Origin of the sequence: Pseudomonas laurentiana, from assembly GCF_014648275.1 — a bacterium.
Taxonomy (GTDB): domain Bacteria; phylum Pseudomonadota; class Gammaproteobacteria; order Pseudomonadales; family Pseudomonadaceae; genus Aquipseudomonas; species Aquipseudomonas laurentiana.
Genome location: NZ_BMQU01000007.1, coordinates 93,783 through 117,600 on the forward strand (window position 1 = coordinate 93,783; position 23,818 = coordinate 117,600).

21 protein-coding genes are annotated in these 23,818 nt (G+C 61.5%); 9 read left to right on the plus strand and 12 right to left on the minus strand.

From position 1 onward, the window contains the following. Window positions 1-31 precede the first annotated feature (31 nt). From coaD to IE038_RS09265, 4 genes are all read right to left on the minus strand, one after another. Window positions 32-511, minus strand: coding sequence for a pantetheine-phosphate adenylyltransferase (coaD, locus tag IE038_RS09250; RefSeq protein ID WP_065758175.1), 480 nt, complete (start codon window positions 509-511; stop codon window positions 32-34). Window positions 512-623: 112 nt separating this feature from the next. Continuing rightward, entirely contained in the window at window positions 624-2,222 is a 1,599-nt protein-coding gene (locus IE038_RS09255) for a GMC family oxidoreductase (RefSeq protein ID WP_163937173.1), read from the minus strand. Window positions 2,223-2,243: 21 nt separating this feature from the next. Continuing rightward, window positions 2,244-2,765, minus strand: coding sequence for a twin-arginine translocation pathway signal protein (locus IE038_RS09260; protein ID WP_189395501.1), 522 nt, complete (start codon window positions 2,763-2,765; stop codon window positions 2,244-2,246). Window positions 2,766-2,794: 29 nt separating this feature from the next. Further along, window positions 2,795-4,231, minus strand: a complete 1,437-nt coding sequence (locus IE038_RS09265; protein WP_163935372.1) for a coniferyl aldehyde dehydrogenase — start codon at window positions 4,229-4,231, stop codon at window positions 2,795-2,797. Between the two features lie 154 nt (window positions 4,232-4,385). Here IE038_RS09265 and IE038_RS09270 point away from each other — a divergent pair, with 154 nt between their 5' ends. After that, a complete protein-coding gene (locus IE038_RS09270; protein WP_163935369.1) occupies window positions 4,386-5,051 on the plus strand; it encodes a TetR/AcrR family transcriptional regulator in 666 nt (221 codons plus the stop codon). Window positions 5,052-5,099: 48 nt separating this feature from the next. After that, complete coding sequence (locus IE038_RS09275) at window positions 5,100-5,954, plus strand: sulfurtransferase (protein WP_163935366.1); 855 nt, start codon at window positions 5,100-5,102, stop codon at window positions 5,952-5,954. Here the strand turns inward: IE038_RS09275 and IE038_RS09280 are convergent. From IE038_RS09280 to IE038_RS09305, 6 genes are all read right to left on the minus strand, one after another. After that, a complete protein-coding gene (locus IE038_RS09280; protein ID WP_163935363.1) occupies window positions 5,951-6,949 on the minus strand; it encodes a hydrolase in 999 nt (332 codons plus the stop codon). The genes IE038_RS09275 and IE038_RS09280 overlap by 4 nt on opposite strands. A 59-nt stretch (window positions 6,950-7,008) precedes the next feature. Further along, window positions 7,009-8,451 (minus strand): M16 family metallopeptidase, encoded by a 1,443-nt coding sequence (locus tag IE038_RS09285; protein WP_189395502.1) that lies wholly within the window; start codon window positions 8,449-8,451, stop codon window positions 7,009-7,011. After that, window positions 8,444-9,796, minus strand: a complete 1,353-nt coding sequence (locus IE038_RS09290; RefSeq protein WP_163935355.1) for a M16 family metallopeptidase — start codon at window positions 9,794-9,796, stop codon at window positions 8,444-8,446. The genes IE038_RS09285 and IE038_RS09290 overlap by 8 nt, the downstream gene beginning before the upstream one ends. 119 nt (window positions 9,797-9,915) lie before the next feature. After that, window positions 9,916-10,509: a 16S rRNA (guanine(966)-N(2))-methyltransferase RsmD gene (rsmD, locus tag IE038_RS09295; protein ID WP_163935352.1), complete on the minus strand. Its 594-nt coding sequence runs from the start codon at window positions 10,507-10,509 to the stop codon at window positions 9,916-9,918. Next, the gene (locus IE038_RS09300; protein ID WP_189395503.1) at window positions 10,509-12,005 is read right to left on the minus strand and encodes a M16 family metallopeptidase; all 1,497 of its coding nucleotides are present in this window, start codon (window positions 12,003-12,005) and stop codon (window positions 10,509-10,511) included. Before IE038_RS09300 ends, rsmD begins: the two co-directional genes overlap by 1 nt. Beyond that, the gene (locus IE038_RS09305) at window positions 11,998-13,353 is read right to left on the minus strand and encodes a M16 family metallopeptidase (protein ID WP_189395504.1); all 1,356 of its coding nucleotides are present in this window, start codon (window positions 13,351-13,353) and stop codon (window positions 11,998-12,000) included. The genes IE038_RS09300 and IE038_RS09305 overlap by 8 nt, the downstream gene beginning before the upstream one ends. A gap of 230 nt (window positions 13,354-13,583) precedes the next feature. Between IE038_RS09305 and ftsY the strand changes: the two genes are divergently transcribed. From ftsY to rpoH, 4 genes are all read left to right on the plus strand, one after another. After that, complete coding sequence (gene ftsY / locus IE038_RS09310; RefSeq protein ID WP_189395505.1) at window positions 13,584-15,020, plus strand: signal recognition particle-docking protein FtsY; 1,437 nt, start codon at window positions 13,584-13,586, stop codon at window positions 15,018-15,020. After that, the gene (gene ftsE / locus IE038_RS09315) at window positions 15,017-15,688 is read left to right on the plus strand and encodes a cell division ATP-binding protein FtsE (protein WP_163939901.1); all 672 of its coding nucleotides are present in this window, start codon (window positions 15,017-15,019) and stop codon (window positions 15,686-15,688) included. Before ftsY ends, ftsE begins: the two co-directional genes overlap by 4 nt. After that, window positions 15,685-16,713, plus strand: coding sequence for a permease-like cell division protein FtsX (gene ftsX, locus IE038_RS09320; RefSeq protein ID WP_163939902.1), 1,029 nt, complete (start codon window positions 15,685-15,687; stop codon window positions 16,711-16,713). The genes ftsE and ftsX overlap by 4 nt, the downstream gene beginning before the upstream one ends. Window positions 16,714-16,826: 113 nt before the next feature. Then, a complete protein-coding gene (rpoH, locus tag IE038_RS09325) occupies window positions 16,827-17,681 on the plus strand; it encodes an RNA polymerase sigma factor RpoH (protein ID WP_163939903.1) in 855 nt (284 codons plus the stop codon). A 159-nt stretch (window positions 17,682-17,840) separates the two neighbouring features. On the opposite strand, the gene IE038_RS09330 is transcribed toward rpoH, so the two are convergent. Beyond that, on the minus strand, window positions 17,841-18,161 hold the full coding sequence (locus IE038_RS09330) for a DUF3077 domain-containing protein (RefSeq protein WP_163939907.1): 321 nt from the start codon (window positions 18,159-18,161) through the stop codon (window positions 17,841-17,843). Window positions 18,162-19,082: 921 nt separating this feature from the next. Here IE038_RS09330 and IE038_RS09335 point away from each other — a divergent pair. Next, window positions 19,083-20,474 (plus strand): L-cystine transporter, encoded by a 1,392-nt coding sequence (locus IE038_RS09335; protein WP_189395506.1) that lies wholly within the window; start codon window positions 19,083-19,085, stop codon window positions 20,472-20,474. Window positions 20,475-20,489: 15 nt separating this feature from the next. Here IE038_RS09335 and IE038_RS09340 read toward each other — a convergent pair whose 3' ends face one another. Then, window positions 20,490-21,011, minus strand: a complete 522-nt coding sequence (locus IE038_RS09340) for a dihydrofolate reductase (protein ID WP_163937724.1) — start codon at window positions 21,009-21,011, stop codon at window positions 20,490-20,492. A gap of 63 nt (window positions 21,012-21,074) precedes the next feature. Here IE038_RS09340 and IE038_RS09345 point away from each other — a divergent pair, with 63 nt between their 5' ends. Together IE038_RS09345 and IE038_RS09350 are read left to right on the plus strand one after the other, a co-directional pair. Continuing rightward, on the plus strand, window positions 21,075-22,460 hold the full coding sequence (locus IE038_RS09345; protein ID WP_189395507.1) for a DUF2868 domain-containing protein: 1,386 nt from the start codon (window positions 21,075-21,077) through the stop codon (window positions 22,458-22,460). After that, window positions 22,453-23,817, plus strand: a complete 1,365-nt coding sequence (locus tag IE038_RS09350) for a GTPase/DUF3482 domain-containing protein (protein ID WP_189395508.1) — start codon at window positions 22,453-22,455, stop codon at window positions 23,815-23,817. Before IE038_RS09345 ends, IE038_RS09350 begins: the two co-directional genes overlap by 8 nt. Window position 23,818: the final 1 nt, after the last annotated feature.

Sequence of the window (23,818 nt, forward strand, 5' to 3'; positions counted from 1 at the left end):
GCACGCGGGCGCTCGGTTCAGGCCGGAAGAATCACTTCTTGAAGCGCTGGGTCAGGGCGTCAGCCACCGCAGGGTGAACGAACTTGCTGATATCTCCGCCCAAGGCTGCGATTTCACGCACCAAGGTGGACGAGATAAAGGAGTAACGCTCGGAAGGCGTCAGGAACAGGCTCTCGACGTCCGGCGCCAATTGGCGGTTCATGTTCGCCAACTGGAACTCGTACTCGAAGTCGGACACTGCGCGCAGACCTCGCAGGAAGACATTGGCTTGCTGCTCCTTGGCAAAATGCGCCAGCAGCGTGGAGAAGCCGATGACTTCGACATTGGGCAGATGACGGGTAACCTCGCGCGCCAACTCGACCCGTTGTTCCAGTGGGAACAGCGGGTTTTTCTTGGGACTGGCGGCAACCGCGATAATCACGTGGTCGAACAGGCGCGAGGCGCGTTCGACCAGATCGCCATGGCCCTTGGTAATAGGGTCGAATGTCCCTGGGTACAACACTCGGTTCATCGCGTCGTCCTGGCAGGAGTGCGTTGGGGAGTCGGATGGTAGCGCAGCCTCTGCAGTCGGCCAAGTCGCATCCACAGGCTGATGGCACTATAGACAGCATGAATAAGGCTTGTCACCCGCCTTTCGACAAGCGCTTGGCCAAGGCATCGCTGAGCTTGGCACTCAAGCCATACACCGATAATTGAGGGTTGGCACCAATGCTGGTGGGAAACAACGAACCGTCGTGAATCGACAGATTGGCCAATTGATGATGCTGGCCAAGGCTGTTGCAAACGGCCTGTCGCGGGTCTTCACCCATGGCGCAGCCGCCCATGACATGGGCACTGCCCAGCCGTGTGAGGTAGCGCTCAAGGTTCAGGCCGTCAATCATCAGCCGGGCTTCGGCCAGGCTCTTTACGTAGTGCGCGTCGCTGTGCAGCGGCAGCACAGCCTCGGCACCGGCTGCGAACTGGATCTCGGCCATGCTGTGGAACGCCCGGCGCAGGCCGTCCCACGTGTAGTCGGAAATCGAATAGTCGAGCACGGGAGCGCCATCATCACGCAGCGAGACCTCGCCACCGACACTCTGCGGATGAAAGCCATCACGCATCAGTGCCAGCATCACATGAGTGTTTGGCAGTTGTGCCATGCGCAAGGCGTTTTCCCGGCCGAAACGGCCTAGCAGGGTGCTGGCCAGTGCCGGGTGAAGTGGCGGCACCTCAAGTTTGTAGGCCATGGGCCCGGTGACGCCATCGCGCCACTGGAAGTAGTCAGAGTAAATCGACTGTGGGGCACCGTAGAACGGGTTCACAGCGTCCTTGAACTGCGCGGCGCTGAAGTTCACCAGGTGCAGAAAGGTGCGCTTGCCAAGGCGCTGGTAGGGGTCTGGGGCATCGGAGCGTAACAACAAGGCCGGGCTGTTGATACCGCCACCCGCCAGCACATAGTGCCGTGCCTTGACGGTGATGCGCCGCCCGGTGGGCGCCACGCAGCGGTTGTCCATGGCCACGCACTCCAACTGCGTGATGCGCTCGCCGTTATGCAGCAGGCGCTCGGCGCGACTCAAGTACAGCAACTCGCCGCCGCTTTCCAGCGTCGCCGGAATACTGGTCACCAGCATCGACTGTTTGGCGTTGACCGGGCAGCCCATGCCGCAGTACCCCAGGTTCCAGCAGCCACGCACATTGCGCGGAATGACTTTCCAGGTGTAGCCCAGTTGTTCACAGCCACGACGCAATACCTCGTTGTTGGCATTGGGCGGCATCGCCCACGGCTCAATCCCGAGGCGTTTTTCCATGCGCTCGAACCACGGCGCCAGTGCTTCGGCACTGTGGCCGATGACGCCGTGATCGGTGGCCCAGTGATCCAGGGTTTGCACCGGGGTGCGAAAGCTGGAGGTCCAATTGATCAACGTGGTGCCACCGACCGCCCGGCCCTGCAGGATGGTAATGGCACCGTCCTTGCTCATGCGACCGATGCCTTCCTGGTAGAGGCTGGCATAGGCCTGGTCTTCGAGCAGATGGAAGTCACTGCTGGTCTTCAGCGGGCCCTCCTCGATCAGCAGCACCTTGAGCCCGGCGGCACTGAGCAACTCGGCAGTGGTCGCGCCACCGGCACCACTGCCGATGATCGCCACGTCGGTTTCCAGGGTCAGGTCCTGGCTCAGGGCAGAACCGTCGTGGGTCTTCCAGCCGCGGGCCAGGCCTTCGCGGAACAGATCGGGTACGGGCATGTCGGTGCTCTGGATAAGGGGTCAGATTTTCGGCGGACCGGGGTAGCCACAGTCGACCCACGCGTCGGGCAGGCCGTACCACGCCATCTGCAACAGTTGCAGCAGCGAGCCATGCCCCATGCGCAGCAGGTCGAACGAGCTGTGCTGCCAGCGCCTCAAAAAGGCCTGGATCTGTTCGCTACTGGCCTGATCCCACGCCCCCCATACGCCGGTGAGTGGGCCCCGGGTCAGGGGCAGGCTCAGCACGTCGAGTAACTGACGGGTCAGCTTCAGCATTGCCGGGGAAAGGTAAGCGAGTTTGTCATCCAGACTGCGCAGCACCGGCTCCACCGCGTGCACGGCAGCCGTGCCTTCCAATACCACGGGGATCAGCGCCCGCAGCACCGGCAAGTCGCTGTCGCGCAACACATAGAGGCCCTTGGCCGAAGGCGCCGGGGTACAGCCGCTCAGCCCGACAGTGGCAAACAGTGCCGTGGCCCCCAAGCCAAGCTTGAGCAGGTTGCGACGGTTTAGAGCGTGCAGTTCAGACAGGCTTGTTGTCATTGTTATCAGGCCGGGAGTCGATCGCCGAGTTAACGGATGAACAGTTTGTACACCAGCTTTTGCAGGGCCTTGCCGTAGGGCGGGTAGATCAGCCGTGCCGCATTCAGTCGCTGTTTGATCAGTACCGCCTTGGCCTTGCTGAAGGTCAGAAAACCATCATGCCCGTGGTAATGCCCCATCCCGGATGGACCGACGCCGCCAAACGGCAGGTCATCCTGGGCGACATGCAGCAGGGTGTCGTTCAGGCATACGCCTCCGGAATGGGTCTGTTCCAGCACTCGCTGCTGTTCTCGGCGGTTGTAGCCGAAGTAATACAACGCCAGCGGACGGGGCCGCTGGTTGACGTAGGCCAGGGCATCGTCAAGCTGGCGGTAGGGAACAACGGGCAACAGCGGGCCAAAGATCTCGTCCTGCATGACCCGCATGTCATCGTTGACCTGCAACAACAGATGAGGTGCCAGTTGCCGGCCCTCGCCGGACTCGCCGGGGTACAGGTCAAGCACCTGCGCACCCTTCTCTCGCGCATCGCTCAGGTAGTCGTTGAGCCTGGCCAACTGGCGCGGGTTGATAATCGCGCTGTAGTCCGGGTTACCCGCGATCCGTGGATAGAACCGCTGCACGGCCTTGCGGTAGGCGTCAACGAACCCGGCCAGGCGCTGCTCAGGCACCAGTACATAGTCCGGGGCAACACAGGTTTGCCCGGCATTAAGGGTTTTACCGAAGGCAATCCGTTCGGCTGCTGCCTCCAGCGGCACATCGGCCGAGACAATGGCCGGGGATTTGCCACCCAGCTCCAGTGTCACCGGCGTCAGGTTGTGTGCCGCGGCCTGCATGACCTTGCGCCCGATAGACGTCGCACCGGTGAACAGCAGGTGGTCGAACGGTAAGCGTGAAAATGCTTCACCGACCTCGGCCTCCCCCACTACCACACTGACCAGGTCGTCGGGGAAAACATCCTGCAACAGGCCTTTGAGCAGCTCACCGGTGGCCGGTGTGGCTTCGCTGAGCTTGAGCATCACCCGGTTGCCGGCCGCCAAGGCACCGGTCAGGGGGCCGATGGCGAGAAACAGCGGGTAGTTCCAGGGCACGATCACCCCAACCACACCCAATGGCTGGTACTCCACGCGCGCGCTGGCAGGCTGGAATGCCAGGCCGACCGGCCGGCGAGTCGCTCTCATCCAGCGCTGCACATGTCGCTCGGCGTGACGCAGGCCTTGAACGCTGGGCATCAATTCGGCCAGCAAGGTTTCATCGGCACTGCGCATGGAAAAATCGCGGCCAATCGCCTCGACCAATTCGTCCTGACGCGCCAGCAGGGCCAGACGCAGGTGCTTCAGCCACTGCCGGCGTTGTGCCGCAGGCGGCATCGGGTTACCGGCAAACGCCTGTCGTTGAGCGTTAAACGTCATGTTCATTGCATCAAGTGCAGTAGGTAGCGGTAGCGTGCTGGCAGTGTCGACGGTCATGCGGTGCTCCACGACAGGGGCAATATGAATAGAGCTAATGCTCTAATATTGCACTGTTGTACCAATTTTTAAAGCCTCTCGCCGGGTACATCCTGCGGTCGATAAACCGTAAGATGGGCATAATCATTCAAGCTCATGTTTTGGGAGCTGACCTATGGCCCCACGAATCAATACCCGCGAACGCATCGTGCAGAACAGCCTTGAGCTGTTCAACCAGCAGGGCGAGCGCAGTGTGAGTACCAACCATATCGCCGCGCACATGGAGATTTCGCCCGGCAACCTGTACTACCACTTTGCCAACAAGCAGGAAATCATCGCCGTACTGTTCACTCAGTACGAAGAACAGGTGGACAGTTTCCTGCGACCGCCCGAGGGGCGAATGGCAACCGTGGAGGACAAGCGCTTCTACCTCAAGGAATTGCTGGCAGCGATGTGGAACTATCGCTTCCTGCATCGCGACCTTGAGCACCTGCTCGACAGCGACAGGGAACTGGCCGCACGTTACCGGCGTTTTTCCCAGCGCTGCCTGCTGCAGGGCCAGGCCATCTATCGCGGCTTCGTCGAAGCCGGCATCGTTATGATGGACGCCGTACAGATCGAATCGCTGACGCTGAATGCCTGGATCGTGCTGACCTCCTGGGTGCGGTTTCTCTGCACGACCCGTGAGCACTCCGCGCACCTGAGCGAACAGGCATTCAAGCGTGGCGTTTACCAGGTGCTGGTGCTCGAACTGGGCTTCGTCACCGCCCAGGCGCGCCCGGCGGTGGATGCCCTGTGTGAGGAATTCTACGTTTCGCTGAACAAGGCACTGGAGCAGTGACGCCCCGGCCTTTGCTATCCACCCCATTTGAACGATAAGGAGATGGTCATGCCCCTCGCGCAACTGATGAGCCCTGAGCAACTGGCCGAACGGCTCGAACAGCCAAAGCTGGTGGTGCTCGATTGCCGCTTTGCCCTGGACGATGTCGATTATGGTCAGCGCAGTTATGCCGGAGGGCATATCGCCGGTGCGCATTTCGCCGACCTGGAGCGCGACCTCAGTGGCCCGGTGGTCAAGGGCGTGAGCGGACGTCATCCACTGCCACAGCCAGGGCGATTGATCGAGCGCCTGCGAAGCTGGGGCGTGGATAACGACAGTGACGTCGTGCTCTATGACGATGGCCCAGGCGCCTTTGCCGCGCGAGCCTGGTGGCTGCTGGCCTGGTTGGGCAAACGCAATGGTGTGTACCTGCTCAATGGTGGGCTCAAGGCCTGGCACGCGGCGGGACTGCCATTGAGCCTGGACCCTGCGGAAAAGCGAGAAGGGAATTTTTCGGGCAAGCCGGATCAGGCGATGCTGGTCTCGGCGCAACAACTGAGCAAACGTCTGGGCTCGCCTGAACTGACCTTACTCGACGCCCGTGCCTTGCCGCGTTTCCGTGGTGAAGTAGAGCCTATCGACCCGGTTGCAGGGCACATCCCGGGCGCCCAGTGTGCAGTCTTCACCGACAACCTGGACGCTGATGGTCGTTTCCTGCCAACTGAGCAACTGCATCAGCGCTTCGCCGCTGCCTTGGGCACACGTCAACCGGAAGGGCTGGTGGCCTATTGCGGTTCAGGCGTGACGGCCTGCCATAACCTGTTTGCCCTGTGCCTGGCGGGTTACCCGATGGCGCCACTGTACGCAGGCTCCTGGAGCGAGTGGATTACCGACCCGCAAAACCCAGTCGCCACCGGCGATTAAACCCCTCGCGCCAACCACTGCGGAATGCGCCGTTCCAGGTAATAACCCGGATGGCGCAAGCTGCCATCGACAAAGCCGACATGCCCGCCGCGTGCATGCAACTCCAGGCGGGTCTGTGTCGGAAGTTCGTTGCTACCCGGCACGCTGTGACGGAATACAAACGGATCGTCGCTGGACTGGATGATCAGCGTTGGCGTTCGATTCTCCCCAAGAAAGTAACGGCTTGATGAACGCCGGTAGTAGTCGTGGGCGTCGTCAAAGCCGTTCAGCGGCGCGGTGACCTTGCCGTCGAAATCCCAGAAGGTGCGCAAATTCTCCAGTGGCCCCAGGCGTTCAATAGCGCGGAGCCCGTCTTGATGGCCGTGGCGCTGGAAATGCCGCTGCTTGTCTTTCACATAGGCCAGCATTGCACGCATGAAATGGGCTTGATACACCCGCGAAAAACCTTGGCCAATGCGGTCGGCGCACTGATCCAGGCGAAACGGTACCGAAACCGCCACGGCGGCTTGCAAGGGGCAGGCCGTGCCGGTTTCCCCAAGGTACTTGAGCAGTATGTTGCCACCCAATGAGTAACCGACAGCGTAGAGCGGTGCGACGGGACGTTGAGCCTGCACATGAGTAATGACTTCGGCCAAGTCTTCGCTGGCACCCGAATGGTAGCTGCGTGGCAACAGGTTCGGCTCCCCTGAACAGCCTCGCCAGTTCACCGCGACACTGCCCCAGCCCTGCTCCGCGAGTGCCTGCTGCAAGCCGAGGATATACGGCGATGATGAGGACCCCGTCAGGCCATGTAGCAGCAGTACCTGGGGAGCATCAATGCGATGCGGGCCGTACCAGTCCAGGTCGAGAAAATCACCGTCCTTTAACCAAAGTCGCTCACGGCTGCGTGACGGCGTGGGGAGCTTGCGCCATAGCGGCCCCCACAAGGTCTGCAGATGAGGGTTGCCCAGCCCCAGGGCTGGGCGAAATACGGGTGTATTGAGGGCTTTGGGCAACGTCGATTCCTCTTCTAGCGTCAACTAAGTTGCCACAAACCATAATCGTTGTACCGCCACTATTCGTCGGCTTGTGTAATCAACAATAGCTCGGGCAATGGCTCCTGAGGCACCTCGGGGCCAACACTGATGAACACCGACTTCTTAAGGTCCAACGTGCGATTTACAGCAAGCCTGACAGCCTCTGGGGTCAAGGCGAGGGCGTCTTCCTGTTGACGCTGAATGTAATCAAGCGGTCTACCGTTGAAGCCTATGGCAGAAATTTCCCGCACCGCGAGGGCGTTGACCGAAATTGCGTTGAGCGCTTCGCTACGAAATAGCTGTCTGGCCAGGTCCAGCTCTTCCTGGGTCGGGCCGTTACGCAAGAATGTCTCCAGCATTTCACTGACCAACGCCTGGGAAGCCTCGTTGTAGCGTGGTTCTACATCCCATTTGATCTGCAACGAACCGCCAGCCTTGAACGGCATGAACGTGGCCACAACACCATAGGTCAGCCCACGTTTCTGGCGCAGCTCATTCGTCAGGCGTGAGTTGGGATGGTTGCCCAATAAAATACTGGCAATCTCCATGGCAACATAATCCGGGTCGTCTAGCGTGATGCTCGGAAATGCCAGCATGACATCGGTTTGTGCATTCGGGCGCTCAAAATGCAGAACCTCGGGCTCAGCTTCTGACGTACTGGCAATCGGAGGTTGAGCCGGCCCTTCGGGCAGCGCCTGACTAACGGTTTCGGCAATGGCCTTGGCCTCCTCCACCGTCAGATCACCGATCAGTGAAATGACCATGTTCTGCGAGGTGTAGGTCTGGCTGTGGAACCTGTGCAAGGCTTCGCGGGTAACCGCTGCAATACCCTCTGGCGTGCCCCCTGACGGCTGAGCGTAGGGGTGACCACGAAAGAGCTGGGCGTATGACTCGCTCTTCAGGAAAAACGGCATCCAATTGTTGTCATCGTTCAACTGATTGAGCATCTCCCCTTTCAACCGCTGCAACTGAGTGGCGCCCAGCGTGGGCTTGCCAACCACCTCGGCGAACAGCTCAACCAGCGGTATGCGGTGCTCGGCAGCGCTCAGGCTGCGCAGCGAAACAGAGACATAGTCCGCTTCATAACGGGTCGCGAATTTAGCGCCGTGCTGCTCGAACAGTTCGGCAATTTCGTCGGTGTTGTAGTCGTTGGTCCCTTCGTTGAGCATGCTCACGGTGAGCGCGGATAACCCGGGCGTGTCGCCATCCCGGACGCTGCCGGCATCAATCTTCAGGACCAGATCGAACATGGGCAGGCCAGGCGAATGCACGAACAACACCTGAGTGCCTGCGTCGGTACGCCAGGTCTGAATGTCCTGCTTTATCTCCGGGTGGCTGAGCAGATCAATCTCGTGAGGCGAGGTAAGACCGCCGAACAGTTCATCTGTTGCTGTTGCGGCGGTCGATGTCATCAGGGTGAAGAGCGTAATGTTTAATACACCCATCACGCCATGACGCAGGCGTGCCTTGAGGTTATTCATGGTCGACCTCCTTGGTCTGCAGATAGGCAATGGTCAAACGCTCACGCGTCAACAGGCTTTGGGCTGCGCGCTGAACATCCTCGGCGGTAACAGCTTGCAGTGCCTGGCTTTCGTCGTTCAGGTAGGTCAGCGGTAAACCACTGCCGACGAACTCGCCGATGGCGTCGGCCTGTGCACCCAATTCGTCGCGGACATACACCTGCGAGGCGATCAGGCGCGCTTTGGCACGTGCCAGTTCGGCGGCTGTAGGGGGTGTGGACTTGAGTGCTTCGAGCATTTCCCAGACCCGCATTTCGACGTCAGCCAATGCGGGTTGCGTGGTCGGGTTTGGGAAGGCATGCAGCGTCAGCAGCGTGTCGCCGCGCCGGTAGGGCTCGTAGGTAGACTGCACATAGGACAACAGTTTTTCATGACGAAGCAGCTGGGCATTCATGCGTGAACTGAAGCCTTCCGTGAGTATCTGCGGAATCAGGCGCAATGCCTGGGGCAGATAAGGCGCTTCAGCCGTCGCCGCGCTGGGGACGTTAAACGCCAGTATCAGGCCAGGCTCCAGCTGGGGCAGGCGCAGGTCCAGGCGACGCTCACCCACGCTACCCTGCTCGCGAGGCACCTTCTTCACCGGAGTGTCTCGGCGCGCAATGGCACCGAAATAGCGCTCGACCAAGGGTTTAAGCGTTTCAAGGCTTACATCACCCACCACCACAAGGGTGGCGTTGTTGGGGACATACCAGTCGCGATACCACTGCCGCAGCTCCTCGACGTGCATCTGCTCAAGGTCGTTTGCCCAACCAATGGTCGGCGTCCGGTAACTGCTCTGTGCATAGGCATGGGACAGGACGCGCTCCTCAGCCAGCATAATGGGCGTGTTGTCCACCCGTCTGCGGCGCTCAGCCTTTACTACCTCGATCTCACGCGCATATTCCGTTGCGCCCAAACGTGCGGTTTCCATCGCGTCAGCTGCTGCCTCCAGGGCAATTGCAAGCCGGTCGCTGGGCAAGGTCTGGTGAAATACCGTCGCGTCATGTGTCGTGAAGGCGTTTTCCGTGGCCCCGATGCGGGCGAAAATCTTTGCAAACTGGCCAGGGCCGATTTTGCTGCTGCCCTCGAACATCAAGTGTTCCAGTGCATGGGACAATCCCGATTGACCGGGATATTCGTAGCTGGAGCCGACGTGGTACCACAGCTGCGATTCAACGAGAGGGGCACGACGATCCTCTCGCAAAATGACCTGCAGGCCATTGTCGAGGGTGAAGTGCTGCAAGGGGGCGGGTTCACTGGCCGTTGCCAATAGCGGCAGGCCGGGGGCAAGACAGGCGAGCGCCCATCGTAAGGTTTTCTTGAGCATGAGAAGTACTCCATAAAGTGGCATCAAGTGCCGGAGTAGCTTCTGCGTTCCGCCAAGGGGGATGGGTGTAGATAGTTATTGAGGTGTCAGGCCCGCCAGAAGGCGAGCCTGACGCGCTATCAGGTGCGCTGCCACAAGGCATAGTGTACCTGGCCAGCCTTTTTCTCCCGGTGCAAGCGCCAGTTCCCTGGCATTTGCAGGCTCGACGGTGCGGTCTCGCTCTCGGTGTAGATCCAGGCGCGTGGCGCCAGCCATTGGCGCTCTTCAAGCAGGCTGCAGGTCGTACTCAGCAAGTCCTGATGAAACGGCGGATCGAGAAACACCACATCAAAGGGAGCGCTCGGCTCCCCCTGCAGGTAACGCTGGGCGTCACTCTGGATCACCTGGCCAAGTGGGCAGCGCAGGAGTTCCAGGTTCTGCTTGAGGCTGGCGATCGCTGCCGGATTGTTGTCCAGCGCCACCGCAGAGGCGGCGCCGCGCGACAACGCCTCAAGGTACAACGCCCCGCTGCCACTGAACGCGTCCAGCACACGGGCGCCTTCAATGTAGGCGGCCAACCAGTTGAACAGGGTTTCTCGAACCCGGTCCGGGGTCGGACGCAGGCCCGGACCGTCGGGAAAGTTCAGACGACGGCTACGCCATTCGCCGCCAATGATGCGCAGCTGGCCCTGGCCGTTGTGGGCCCGGGCCGGTTTTGCGGAGGGACTGGCCATTAATGCTCCGGAACACCGAGCGGCTGCTCGGCGGGTTTGTCAGTAGGTGGCGGCAAAGGCTTTTGCGGCACGCTTGGCCCTGCCGTGACAATGACCATCTTGTCGGCGACCAGATGCTTGTTCAGTGCCGCCTTGACCTGTTCAGTGGTCAGGCTTTGGGACTGCTGCATGTAGTCTTCAAGGTAGGTCAGTGGCAGGTTGTAGAAGCCGATGGCACCCAACTGGCCGACGATGCTGGCGTTACTGGCGTTGGACAGCGGGAAGCTACCGGCCAGTTCACGCTTGGCGTCGTCCAGCTCTTGCTGGGTCGGGCCGGTTTTCAGGTAGTCACGCAGAATGTCCTGAACCAGCTTCAGGGTGCCCTCGCTGAGTTCGGCGCGGGTTTGCAGGTTGATCAGGAACGGGCCGCGTACCTGCATCGGGCTGAAGCCAGAGTACACCCCGTAGGTCAGACCCCGCTTCTCTCGTACTTCGCTCATCAACCGAGTACCGAAAGTGCCACCCCCGAGGATCTGGTTACCCAGCGTCAGCGCAGCGTAATCCGGGTCGTTGCGGTCAATGCCCAATTGGGCGAGCAGCAGATGGGTCTGCTTGGACGGGAAGTCGATATGGCTGGCGCCCGGCGCGGGCTCGCTCGGCTCGGCGACTTTGGCCAGTGCCGGACCTTTAGGCAGCGCGGCAGACACCTGAGCTGCGATCTTTTCGGCGTCCTCGCGGCTCAAATCACCGACCAGTGCGATCACGACGTTGCCGGCCGCATAGGCCTTGGCATGGAAAGCCCGCAGTTGTTCGACAGTAATCGGGGTAATGCTCTTGGCATTGCCATCGCTCGGGTGAGCGTAGGGGTGGCTGCCATAGAGGCGCTCGAACAATTGCTGGCTAGCCAGTTTCCCGGGGTTCTGTTTCTGGTACTCGAAACCTGCCAGCAACTGGTTCTTGATTCGTGCCAAGGCATCACTTGGGAACGTCGGCTTGCCGACCACCTCAGCGAACAGTTTGAGCGCAGGTTCACGCTTGCTTGTGCTGCTCAAGCTACGCAGGGTCGCGACAGCCATGTCGCGGTAGGCGCCGTTACCGAAGTCTGCGCCCAAGCCTTCAAAGCCTTCGGCAATAGCACTGACGTCCTTACCGGCGACGCCTTCGTTGAGCATGGCGTTGGTCAGGGTCGCAAGGCCTGGCGCATCGCCATCCTGGCTGCTGCCTGCAGCGAAGGTCAGGCGCAGGTCGAACATCGGCAGCTCGCGGGCTTCGACGAACAGCACCTTGGCGCCTTCAGCGGTATTCCAGGTCTGGATATCCAGTTGGCGGCGGCTGGGCGCCTTGTTGTCGAGCTCAGCCAGCGACTGCAAAGTACTGCTTGGCTTTGCCGCCGGTTTTTCTGCGACAGCAGCGTTATCGGACTGGGCGGGGCGAGCCAGGAAGAATGCCAGCAGTGCTACCGCCAGCAGGATACCCAGGCCCATCAGGGTGTAACGGGGAGTCGTGCGCTCACTCATGAGCCTTTTCCTCGGGCAATACGTGGGCGATGCTCAGGCGCTCGCGGGTGAAGTAGGTGCTCGCGGCCTTCTGGATGTCAGCCGGGGTCACGCTTTTCAGCTCCTCCAGCTCGTTGTCGATCAGTTTCCAGGAAAGGCCAACCGTCTCCAGCTGACCAATGGTCGTGGCCTGACTGCTGATGGAATCGCGGTTGTAGACCAACCCGGCGATCACTTGGGCACGCACGCGTTCTAGCTCTTCAGCCGACGGCGGTGTGGTCTTCAGCTCTTCGAGCAGCTTCCAGATACCGGCCTCGACGTCGGCCAATGTCTTGTTCTTCTGGGTATTGGGCGTGGCCGAAATCACGAACAGGCTGTCGCCACGGGCAAACGCGTCGTAGTTGGTGGACGCACCAGACACCAGTTCCTGTTCACGCTCGAGGCGGGTCGACAGGCGGGCACTGTAGCCCCCATCCAGCAGGGCCGAGATCAGGCGCAGGGCGTGTACGGTACGTGGGTCCTTTGCAGTCGCCAGGCTCGGGACGTTGAAGCCATAGATCAGGCTTGGCAGTTGAGTGCGTACATGCAGGGTCAGCTGACGCAGGCCAGGCTCGGCCAGTTCCAGCGGAAGCTTCGCCGATGGCACCGGACGCTTGGGGATACCCCCGAAAAAGCGCTGGGCGAGGTTTTTGACCTCGTCCGGGGTGACATCACCGACCACGACCAAGGTGGCGTTGTTCGGCACATACCAGGACTGGTACCAATGGCGCAGGTCTTCGACGGTCATCCGATCAAGGTCGGCCATCCAGCCGATGGTCGGAGTGTGATAGCCGCTGGCCGGGTAGGCCATGGCGTTAAACCGCTCGTAGGCCTTGGCTGTAGGCTGGTCGTCGGTGCGCAGGCGGCGCTCTTCCTTGATGACTTCGATTTCACGGCTGAATTCATCGGCCGGCAGGCGCAGGCTGGCCATTCGGTCGGCTTCCAGCTCAAAGGCCACCGGCAAGCGGTCACGGGCCAGCACTTGGTAATAGGCGGTGTAGTCATCGCTGGTGAAGGCGTTTTCTTCGGCACCCAGGTCACGCAGGATGCGGGAAGCTTCGCCAGGACCCAGTTTCTCGCTGCCTTTGAACATCATGTGCTCCAAGGCATGGGACAAACCGGTCTGCCCCGGCGTCTCATAGCTGGAGCCCACCTTGTACCAGACCTGCGAAACCACCACGGGGGCGCGGTGATCTTCACGCACGACCACCTTGAGGCCGTTGTCGAGAAAGAACTCGTGAGTGGGCTGCGGATCGGCGGCAAAGGCCGCGAACGGCAGAATAACTGTGCTGAGCAGCAGGCCAGCGGCGCGGCGGGCTAGAGCATTCATTCGTTGTTCAACCTGTAGGACTGCCCGCTTGGTCTTAGCGTCTGCGGGCGAGGAGGTGCTAGGATACTGATCCGGTTGCCAGACGACCATGCCTGTCGGGGTTCAAGCCCGAGAGCTTCTCGACAAAATGTGCGCATGAACAAGTCGGTTTAAACATAGTCTGTTCTGCGTTGAAAGAATTTTTTGAGGCGCCGCAGTGGCGCATCGCTACCCTGAGATAGCCGTCTTCCATGTTTGGTTCCAACGACGACAAAAAGAACCCGGCCCCGGCCGGTGAAAAGAAGGGCCTGTTCGGTTGGCTGCGCAAAAAGCAGCCGGTTGTCGAACAGCCACAGCCGCCCGCCCAGGATGCACCTGAGCCGGTCGCGCCACCCGTCGCCGAGCCGGCGATCAACGTCGCCCCGACTTCGGCCCCGACGCCCGCGCCTGAGCTTGCCCCCGCTGTTGCCCCGGCAGCACCGACTGCCGGGTTGACCTTGCCGGTTCCTGAGGAGCCGGTGGCATTGGTGGCCGACCTTGAGCCGCATTCGCCGCCGCCGATTCCGCACCGCGCCGCACCGGTTGAGCCGCTTGAGCCGCTTGAGCCGCACCCTCCGGTGGTTGCAACGCCTGAGCCAGCCGTCGAGCCTGCACCTGCACCTGCACCCGTCGCGCCTGCGCCTATCACCCAGGCCGCACCCCCTACGCCTGTGGCTACGCCGGTCGAGCCGGTGCCAGAGCGCACCGAGGAAGCCAAAACCGGTTTCTTTGCCCGCCTCAAGCAAGGCCTGTCGAAAACCAGCGCCAGCATCGGCGAAGGCATGGCCAGCCTGTTCCTGGGCAAGAAAGCCATCGACGACGACCTGCTCGACGAAATCGAAACCCGTCTGCTGACCGCCGACGTCGGCGTTGAAGCCACGTCGGTGATCATCCAGAGCCTGACCCAGAAGGTCGCGCGCAAGCAGTTGGCCGACAGCGATGCACTGTACAAGTCGCTGCAAGGCGAACTGGCCGACCTGCTCAAGCCGGTTGAGCAACCGTTGCGCATTCAGTCACAGAGCACGCCATTCGTGATTCTGGTCGTCGGCGTCAATGGCGCGGGCAAGACCACCACCATCGGCAAACTGGCGAAGAAACTGCAGCTTGAAGGCAAGAAAGTCATGCTGGCGGCCGGCGACACCTTCCGTGCCGCCGCAGTCGAGCAGTTGCAGGTCTGGGGTGAGCGCAACAATATCCCGGTCATTGCCCAGCACACCGGTGCCGACTCGGCCTCAGTCATCTTTGACGCGCTGCAGGCCGCCAAAGCCCGTGGTATCGACGTGCTGATCGCCGACACCGCAGGCCGCCTGCACACCAAAGACAACCTGATGGAAGAGCTCAAGAAGGTCCGTCGGGTAATGGGCAAACTCGATGCCGCTGCCCCACACGAAGTCCTGCTGGTGCTGGACGCCGGTACCGGGCAGAACGCCATCAATCAGGCCAAGCACTTCAACCAGAGCGTTGAGCTGACCGGCCTGGCATTGACCAAACTCGACGGCACGGCCAAAGGCGGGGTGATCTTCGCCCTGGCCAAGCAGTTTGGCTTGCCCATTCGTTACATTGGTGTGGGCGAAGGCATCGACGATCTGCGGACCTTCGAGGCCGAACCCTTTGTTAAAGCACTGTTTGCCGAGCGGGAGCATCCATGATCCGATTCGAACAGGTCGCCAAACGCTATCCGAATGGTCACGTTGGCCTGCATGAATTGAGTTTTCGGGTACGTCGGGGCGAATTCCTGTTCGTCACCGGCCATTCCGGCGCAGGCAAGAGCACCTTGCTGCGCCTGCTGCTGGCCATGGAACGTCCAACCAGCGGCAAGTTGCTGCTGGCTGGCCAGGACCTGGGGCAGATCAGCAACGCACAGATTCCGTTTTTGCGCCGCCAGATTGGCGTAGTGTTCCAGAACCACCAGTTGCTGTTCGACCGCACCGTGTTCAACAACGTCGCCCTGCCACTGCAGATTCTCGGCCTGTCCAAGGTCGAAGTGGCCAAGCGAGTCGACTCCGCACTTGAACGCGTGGCCTTGTCGGACAAGGCCGAGCTGTACCCGGGCGACTTGTCCACAGGGCAGCAGCAGCGCGTCGGTATCGCCCGGGCCATCGTTCACCGCCCGGCCTTGCTGTTGGCCGACGAACCGACCGGTAACCTTGACCCGCGCCTGGCCGCGGAGATCATGGGTGTTTTTGAAGACATTAACCGCCTGGGCACCAGTGTGCTGATCGCCAGCCACGACCTGACCCTGATCGCACGCATGCGTCATCGCATGCTGACCTTGCAGCGCGGCCGCTTGATCGGCGATGGGGAGGCCGGGCAATGAGTGCAACACGTAGTCCCAAGGTTTCCGAGCGGGTGGCACCGAAACCGGCCGACCCAGCCCCGGAGAAGAAAAAACGCGGCAACGACGAGGATGACGGCCCGGACTTCGGCACCCTGCTGCGCGCGTGGCTGGAAAGCCACCGCTCGAGCCTTCTCGACAGCCTGCGGCGCCTGGGCAAACAACCGATTGGCAGCTTCTTCACCTGCCTGGTGATGGCCGTCGCCCTGAGCCTGCCCATGGGCCTGTCGTTGCTGCTGAGCAACGTCGAACGACTCGGTGGCTCCTGGCAGCGCGCAGCGCAAATCTCCCTGTACCTGAAACTGGACGCCAGCAGCCGTGATGGCGAAGCCTTGCGCGACCAGATCAAGGGCATTGCCGGTGTCGCCGAAGCGGAGTTTGTCAGCCGAGACCAGGCGCTCAATGAGTTTCAAAAGCAGTCCGGCCTCGGCGAAGCCCTGCGCGAACTGCCCGAAAACCCGTTGCCCGGCGTGATCGTGGTCACCCCGAAAGAAGTCGACAAACCGGCCCTTGAGGCCTTGCGTCAGCGCCTGGCCGAACTGCCACGGGTTGAACTGGCCCAGCTGGATCTGGTCTGGGTCGAGCGCCTGGCAGCGATTCTGAAGCTGGGTGACCGCTTTGTCTTCGGCTTGACCGTGCTGCTGGTTTCAGCGCTGCTACTGGTAATTGGTAACACTATTCGTCTGCATATCGAAAACCGTCGCATCGAAATCGAGGTCATCAAGCTGGTCGGTGGCACCGATAGCTATGTCCGCCGGCCGTTCCTGTACATGGGCGCGCTCTACGGATTTGGCGCAGGCGTACTGTCCTGGGGCGTGCTGGCATTTGGCTTGAACTGGCTGAATGATGCCGTTATCGGGCTTTCTGGTCTCTACGGTAGCGATTTCGCACTGGCAGGCGTTCCACCAGCCGATGGTCTATCGCTCTTGCTTGGTGCAGTGTTGTTAGGGTATATCGGTGCTTGGATTGCGGTCGCTCGTCACTTGAGCGAGCTCGCACCGCGATAAAAGTGTCTTTTTGCCTGCATTGACGTATCGCTTGGGGGAACTTGTTTTGGGTTCCCCGGTCAATGCTGGCAGTGCCCACGGGCACAAATTCAGTGAGTCGGAGGTTTTTTCGTATGACCACTTCGTTGCAACCTGCTTATGCCCTGGTCCCCGGTGCAAACCTGGAGGCCTACGTACACACGGTCAACAGCATCCCTTTGCTGACCGTCGAGCAGGAGCGTGAACTGGCCGAGAGTCTCTACTACCAGCAGGATCTTGAGGCGGCTCGGCAAATGGTGCTCGCCCACCTGCGTTTCGTCGTGCATATCGCCCGCAGCTACTCGGGTTACGGGCTGGCCCAGGCTGACCTGATCCAGGAAGGTAACGTTGGCCTGATGAAAGCGGTCAAACGCTTCAATCCGGAAATGGGCGTTCGCCTGGTGTCGTTCGCCGTGCACTGGATCAAGGCCGAGATCCACGAATTCATCCTGCGTAACTGGCGGATCGTCAAAGTCGCGACCACCAAGGCTCAGCGCAAGCTGTTCTTCAACCTGCGCAGCCAAAAGAAACGTCTGGCCTGGCTGAACAACGATGAAGTGCATCGTGTCGCCGAAAGCCTGGGCGTCGAACCGCGTGAAGTGCGCGAGATGGAAAGCCGCCTGACCGGTCAGGACATGGCCTTCGACCCCGCCGCTGAAGCGGATGACGACAGCGCCTTCCAATCGCCAGCCAACTACCTGGAAGACCACCGTTACGACCCGGCCCGTCAGCTTGAGGATGCCGACTGGAGCGACAACTCCACCAGCAACCTGCACGAAGCCCTGCAGGGCCTGGATGACCGTAGCCGCGACATTCTCTACCAACGCTGGCTGGCCGAGGAAAAGGCTACCCTGCATGACCTGGCCGAGAAGTACAGCGTGTCGGCTGAGCGTATTCGCCAGCTGGAAAAGAACGCGATGAACAAGGTCAAGGCACTGATCGTCGCCTGAGACCGCCTTAGCGGCCCAAACCCATCGTTGGCAAGCCAACTCCCACACCGCCTTGTGCAATCCAGTGGGAGCCAGGCTTGCCTGCGATGCAGGCGTCGTGAACCGGCGCCCCCACCGATACCTTCCCAGGCAAGCCCGCCCTGCAGAATCATGCGCTCGCTACGTTGACGTAGGCGCCGGCCCTGCCGACGACACCGGCATCCCATCCAACACGCCTTCAACCAATGCCTTGGCCATCTCCGCCGAATGCAACACCGACCACAACATCCCACGCCCGGTTTCTTCGGCATGGTGCTGACAGTAGTAGTCGGTAACGTCACGGATACCGCGCAGCAATAGGGTCGCATGAACCAGCGCGTCTTCGGCCTGGATACCGCTGCAAACGCTGAACATCGGAGGATGACTGGACTGGCAGGTGCCAAAAGGGATGGCGGCAGTGGTGCCAAGGGCGGGAGGTGGATCGGGGACGATTTTTTTCATGGTGCACTCCTGTACCTGATGAAGGAGCTGCCATCCGATCTTTCTCACGAGATAGGGTGGCAGCCGTACGCGGGGTGAGAAACCGAGGATACAGGAGCTCGGCCAGACCGAAGTCTGCCCGCGCACGGCTACCATGACATAACGCCATAAAGGGTTGCGCCCTGTATCTGACTGGCGGGTTCTCACGCCCGATCACTGGATTTTCAGTGACAGGTCGAAGCTAATACCGAGACATACACAGGACAAGCACCCCAAGGCGACAGCGCTCGTAGGATAGTTCCTAAAACCTAGAATTACAGCAGTGCGATCAACAAGGTCCGGGCAAATCGTTGGCCCGCCAAATTTTCGCGCAGTCCCGTGGGAGCCAGGCTTGCCTGCGATGCAGGCGCCGCGAACTGACTGACACCCCTCTCATACCTCCCCATCGCTATGGTGAGGCAGACGCCAGCCCTGCCGATGAAACCGACCTCACTTCCAGTGCGCTCTCAACCGTGAACGGACGGAATCACTTTCACAAGATTAAGGTGGCAGCCATGCGCGGGGTGAGAAACCGGGAGTTTGAAAACCGGCCAGACATGAGTCTGCCCGCGCACAGCCGCCATAACTTCACTGATGCACGTAAGGTCCTCGGTTTCGCACACCCGACCGCCGATTACGCACCAATTGAACGAAAGTAGTCTCACACCTTCCCCCGGACAATCTTTCAAGTTCGACAGCGCTCGTAGGACAGCTCCTAGCACCTAGAGTTAGCGTGGCCCGTCACCCCCTTTTACTATCGCATCAACGCTTCGCAACACTTTTTATTCCAAAAACAACTAAGCAAATTCCATTTCGATATAAATTCGTCAGTTTTCATGCTGTTAGCATTTCTGTTCGCAATCGCACACAGAAGCGATGCCCCTGCTTTGTTCTGGAGCTTCAATGAATCTGCCGTTAACCCTTAACCTGCTGGCGTTCCTCGCATTGTTGCTAGGCCTGGCACAAACCCGTAACAGTACCTGGAGCCTGGCGAAGAAGGTCCTCGCGGGCCTGATCCTCGGCGTATTGTTCGGAACCGCTCTGCATGCCATTTATGGCGCCGGCCACCCGGTGCTCAAGGCCACCCTCAGTTGGCTCGATCTGGTCGGTAACGGCTATGTGCAGTTGCTGCAGATGATCGTCATGCCGCTGATCTTCGCGTCGATCCTCAGCGCCGTAGCGCGCCTGCACAACGCATCGTCACTGGGCCGGATCAGCTTCCTGACCATCGGCACCCTGTTGTTCACCACGGCCATTGCCGCGTTGATCGGCATCCTGCTGACCAACCTGTTTGGCCTGAGTGCCGAAGGGCTGGTCGCCGGCACTCAGGAAATGGCGCGAATGCAGACCATCCAGAGTGATTACGCCGGCAAGGTCGCCGACCTGAATATCCCGCAATTGCTGCTGTCGTTCATCCCGCAGAACCCGGTAGGCGATCTGGCCCGGGCCAAGCCAACCTCGATCATCAGTGTGGTGATCTTCGCAGCCTTCCTCGGTGTGGCCGCGCTGCAGTTGCTCAAGGATGATGCAGAAAAAGGCAACCGAGCCCTGGCGGCCATCGACACCCTGCAAGCCTGGGTAATGCGCCTGGTACGCCTGGTGATGAAGCTGACCCCCTACGGCGTGCTCGCACTGATGACCAAGGTGGTGGCCAGCTCGAACCTGGACGACATCCTCAAACTGGGCAGCTTCGTGGTGGTGTCCTACATCGGCCTGGGGCTGATGTTCGTGGTACATGGCCTGTTGTTGTCGCTGAGCGGCATCAACCCGCTGCGTTTCTTGCGCAAGGTCTGGCCGGTGCTGACCTTCGCCTTCACCAGCCGCTCCAGTGCAGCCAGTATTCCGCTGAGCATCGAAGCGCAAACCCAGCGCCTGGGCGTGCCGCAGTCGATTGCCAGCTTCGCTGCCTCGTTCGGCGCCACCATTGGCCAGAACGGCTGTGCCGGCCTGTACCCGGCAATGCTGGCGGTCATGGTTGCACCTGCGGTGGGCATCAACCCACTCGACCCGCTCTGGATCGCAACCTTGGTGGCGATTGTGACCCTGAGTTCGGCCGGTGTTGCCGGCGTGGGTGGCGGGGCAACGTTCGCCGCGCTGATCGTGCTACCGGCGATGGGCTTGCCCGTGGAGCTGGTGGCGCTGCTGATTTCGGTAGAACCGCTGATCGACATGGGCCGCACGGCACTGAACGTCAGCGGCTCCATGACAGCGGGCGTGATTACCAGCCAGATGATGCAGCAGACCGACAAGGCACTGCTGGCGGCGGATGAACACGCGGCGCTGTCACATACCTGAGTTCGGCGTCAGCGCCTACAAGGCCTTCTCCCAGACCTCGAAGTGATAGGCCGGGGTCTGTTCATTGGCCGGGTTTTCCTGGGTGGATGCCAAGCGCCATTGCGCAGCATCAAACTCAGGGAACCAGGCGTCCCCTTCCGGGTTCAACTCAACACGGGTCAGGTACAAGCGATCTGCCAGGCCACGCGCCAACGCCTGGGTGTAGAGCTGCGCACCGCCGATCAGCATCAGTTCGTCCACACCCTGCTCACGTGCCCAGGCGTCGGCACGGGCGATGGCCGCCTCCAGCGAATCGAACACCTCGGCGCCGTCCAGCGTCAGCCCGGGCTGGCGGCTAACCACCAGGTTGAGCCGGCCCGGCAATGGCCGACCGAGCGAATCCCAGGTCTTGCGCCCCATGATGATCGGTTTGCCCAAGGTGGTGGCCTTGAAGTACTTGAAATCCCCCGGCAGGTGCCAGGGCATGCGGTTGTCGATGCCGATCACACGGTTCTCGGCGAGGGCCGCGATCAGGCTGAGGGGAAGTGATGTTTTCATGTCGGCGAGGATAGCAAAGCCCGCTGTGCCACGCCTGGGTTATGCTCTGCGCTGACGTGATCAATGGACTTTTGCGTGACTGGACTGACAGACCTGGACAAGCGCTGGCTGACCGAAGCGGTGCGCTTGCGCGAAGAACACGCCGGCCACCTGGACGATCAGGAGGCTAATCGCCGTGCCCGCCAACTGGGGGGTGATCTCGCAACGCGGATCGAAAACCGTGCGCTCTGGCTGGCAGAGCGCGACGGCATGCGTGCCGCACTGCTGCATTGGAAACAGGGGGCGCGACTGGCCCTGCTGGTGCTGTTGGTGGCGGCCGCGCTGAGCGGTGCCGGTTTGGCCTTTGCCGCACTGGGCGACGGCCAGCGACCGGTGAACGTGTTCTGGGCCGTGGGCAGCCTGCTTGGGGTCAACCTGCTGCTATTGCTGAGCTGGGCGATGAGTTTTTCCTTGGCCGGCGAGCAAGGTGCAAGCCTGGGCCGTGTGTGGCTATGGCTAAGCGAAAAGCTCGCCCGTGACGCTCAGGCGGTGCATCTGGCGCCGGCCTTACTCCTGTTGTTGCAACGCCAGCGCCTCAACCGCTGGCTGCTCGGGACACTGGTCAACGGTCTCTGGCTGTTGGCACTGGGCAGCGCCCTGCTGGTGCTGCTGGTGCTGCTGGCAACCCGTCGTTATGGCTTTGTCTGGGAGACCACCATTCTCGGCGACCAGACCTTCATTGACCTGACCCAGGCACTGGGCGCCTTGCCGGCACTGCTGGGTTTCAGCGTACCTGACGTGGACATGATCCGCGCCAGCGGCGTCAGCCAACCGGTGCTGGAGCTGGCCCGCCAGGCCTGGGCGGATTGGTTGCTGGGCGTGCTGGTGGTTTACGGCCTGCTGCCGCGCCTGCTGCTGGCCGCTACCTGCCTGTGGCGCTGGCGGCGTGGTCGTCAGCACTTGAGCCTGGACCTGCCCGGCTACAGCACCTTGCGTGAGGCGCTGATGCCCAGTAGCGAACGCCTGGGCATCAACGACCCAGAACCCGCAGCCATGCCCGAGGTCACCCGCTTGGCCGACGCGGAACACAGCGCAGGCGCCCTGCTGGTGGGTCTTGAGCTGGACGACCAGCGCCCGTGGCCCCCGGCGCTACCCGCCACCGTCGTGGATGCCGGCGTCCTCGATAGCCGCGAGTCGCGCAACCGGCTACTCGAGCAGTTGAGCCGCTTCCCTCCTGCACGCTTGGCGATAGCCTGCGACCCACGCCGCTCGCCTGACCGAGGCAGCCTGGCCTTGATCGCCGAACTGGCGCGCAGCGCCGGGGCCACGCGAGTCTGGCTGATGCCGGCTCCCCCAGGGCAAGCACTGGACAGCGAGCGCCTGAGCGACTGGCATCAGGCCCTGGAAAAACTGGACCTGACGTTCGCCGACACGGCCCCCTTGCACTGGCTGGAGCATGGCCATGACTGAGCCCTTGAAGCTGGCCGTGGTCGGCCACACCAACGTCGGCAAGACCTCGCTGCTGCGCACCCTTACCCGTGACGTGGGGTTTGGTGAAGTCTCGCACCGCCCCAGCACCACCCGCCACGTGGAAGGTGCACGGCTGTCGGTGGCGGGCGAGCCCCTGCTGGAGCTTTACGACACACCCGGCCTGGAAGACGCCATCGCCCTGCTCGACTACCTCGAACGCCTGGAGCGGCCCGGCGAACGCCTCGACGGCCCGGCACGACTGGAGCGGTTTCTTCAGGGCAGCGAAGCCCGACAGCGTTTTGAACAGGAAGCCAAGGTGCTGCGCCAGCTACTGGCCAGCGATGCCGGGCTATACGTGATCGACGCCCGCGAGCCGGTACTGGCCAAGTACCGCGATGAACTGGAAGTGCTGGCAGGTTGCGGTAAACCGTTGCTGCCGGTGCTCAATTTCGTTGCCAGCAGCAACCACCGTGAGCCGGACTGGCGCGAAGCACTGGCCCGTTTGGGGCTGCATGCGCTGGTGCGCTTCGACAGCGTGGCCCCGCCGGAAGATGGCGAACGCAGGCTCTATGAGAGCCTTGGCATTCTGCTGGAAAGTGCTCGCCCGGCCCTGCAGCGGTTGATCGAAGACCAACAGGCGCAGCGCGAAGCGCGACGGCACAGCGCCCGCCAACTGATCGCCGAGCTGCTGCTCGATTGCGCAGCCTGTCGCCGCAGTGTGGTGGCAGAACCCGCACAGGAAGCGGCAGCTATCGAGCAGTTGCGCCAAACCATACGCCAACGCGAGCAACGTTGCGTCGACGCCCTGCTCAAGCTCTATGCCTTCCGTAGCCAGGATGCCAGCGCCGAAGATCTGCCATTGCTCGACGGACGCTGGGGTGATGACCTGTTCAACCCGGAAACCCTCAAGCTGCTGGGTGTTCGCCTGGGTAGCGGCGTAGCAGCGGGAGCCGCCGCAGGCGCCGGCGTTGACTTGCTGGTGGGAGGCCTGACCCTGGGTGCGGCGGCACTGGCGGGTGCCATTGCCGGCGGCGCACTGCAGACCGCGCGCAACTATGGTTCGCGCTTGCTGGGCAAGCTCAAAGGGCAACGCGAACTGACGGTGGACGATGGCGTGTTGCGCCTGCTCGCCTTGCGTCAACGCCAACTGGCCCACGCGTTGGACAGCCGTGGGCACGCGGCGCAGGACCGCATCAAACTGGGCACGCCCCAGGACAACAGTTGGCGTGACGGCAAGCTGCCCGAGGCGCTCAACAAGGCGCGGGCGCACCCGCAATGGTCGTCACTCAATGCGGGGGCGAGGTTGAGCCAGGCCGAGCGCCAGGAGCAGCTTGAAGCCCTGGTGCAAGAGTTGTAGG

Excerpts from the sequence above, each read along its gene's own strand:
- IE038_RS09255 (WP_163937173.1), bottom strand. The coding sequence starts at position 2,222 with ATGCCCGTACCCGATCTGTTCCGCGAAGGCCTGGCCCGCGGCTGGAAG.
- IE038_RS09275 (WP_163935366.1), top strand. The coding sequence starts at position 5,100 with ATGCCCCTCGCGCAACTGATGAGCCCTGAGCAACTGGCCGAACGGCTC.
- IE038_RS09330 (WP_163939907.1), bottom strand. The coding sequence starts at position 18,161 with ATGAAAAAAATCGTCCCCGATCCACCTCCCGCCCTTGGCACCACTGCC.
- IE038_RS09290 (WP_163935355.1), bottom strand. The coding sequence starts at position 9,796 with ATGCTCAAGAAAACCTTACGATGGGCGCTCGCCTGTCTTGCCCCCGGC.
- IE038_RS09285 (WP_189395502.1), bottom strand. The coding sequence starts at position 8,451 with ATGAATAACCTCAAGGCACGCCTGCGTCATGGCGTGATGGGTGTATTA.
- IE038_RS09265 (WP_163935372.1), bottom strand. The coding sequence starts at position 4,231 with ATGACCGTCGACACTGCCAGCACGCTACCGCTACCTACTGCACTTGAT.
- coaD (WP_065758175.1), bottom strand. The coding sequence starts at position 511 with ATGAACCGAGTGTTGTACCCAGGGACATTCGACCCTATTACCAAGGGC.
- IE038_RS09300 (WP_189395503.1), bottom strand. The coding sequence starts at position 12,005 with ATGAGTGAGCGCACGACTCCCCGTTACACCCTGATGGGCCTGGGTATC.
- ftsE (WP_163939901.1), top strand. The coding sequence starts at position 15,017 with ATGATCCGATTCGAACAGGTCGCCAAACGCTATCCGAATGGTCACGTT.
- IE038_RS09335 (WP_189395506.1), top strand. The coding sequence starts at position 19,083 with ATGAATCTGCCGTTAACCCTTAACCTGCTGGCGTTCCTCGCATTGTTG.
- IE038_RS09270 (WP_163935369.1), top strand. The coding sequence starts at position 4,386 with ATGGCCCCACGAATCAATACCCGCGAACGCATCGTGCAGAACAGCCTT.
- IE038_RS09350 (WP_189395508.1), top strand. The coding sequence starts at position 22,453 with ATGACTGAGCCCTTGAAGCTGGCCGTGGTCGGCCACACCAACGTCGGC.
- IE038_RS09305 (WP_189395504.1), bottom strand. The coding sequence starts at position 13,353 with ATGAATGCTCTAGCCCGCCGCGCCGCTGGCCTGCTGCTCAGCACAGTT.
- ftsX (WP_163939902.1), top strand. The coding sequence starts at position 15,685 with ATGAGTGCAACACGTAGTCCCAAGGTTTCCGAGCGGGTGGCACCGAAA.
- IE038_RS09340 (WP_163937724.1), bottom strand. The coding sequence starts at position 21,011 with ATGAAAACATCACTTCCCCTCAGCCTGATCGCGGCCCTCGCCGAGAAC.
- rpoH (WP_163939903.1), top strand. The coding sequence starts at position 16,827 with ATGACCACTTCGTTGCAACCTGCTTATGCCCTGGTCCCCGGTGCAAAC.
- IE038_RS09260 (WP_189395501.1), bottom strand. The coding sequence starts at position 2,765 with ATGACAACAAGCCTGTCTGAACTGCACGCTCTAAACCGTCGCAACCTG.
- rsmD (WP_163935352.1), bottom strand. The coding sequence starts at position 10,509 with ATGGCCAGTCCCTCCGCAAAACCGGCCCGGGCCCACAACGGCCAGGGC.
- ftsY (WP_189395505.1), top strand. The coding sequence starts at position 13,584 with ATGTTTGGTTCCAACGACGACAAAAAGAACCCGGCCCCGGCCGGTGAA.
- IE038_RS09345 (WP_189395507.1), top strand. The coding sequence starts at position 21,075 with ATGGACTTTTGCGTGACTGGACTGACAGACCTGGACAAGCGCTGGCTG.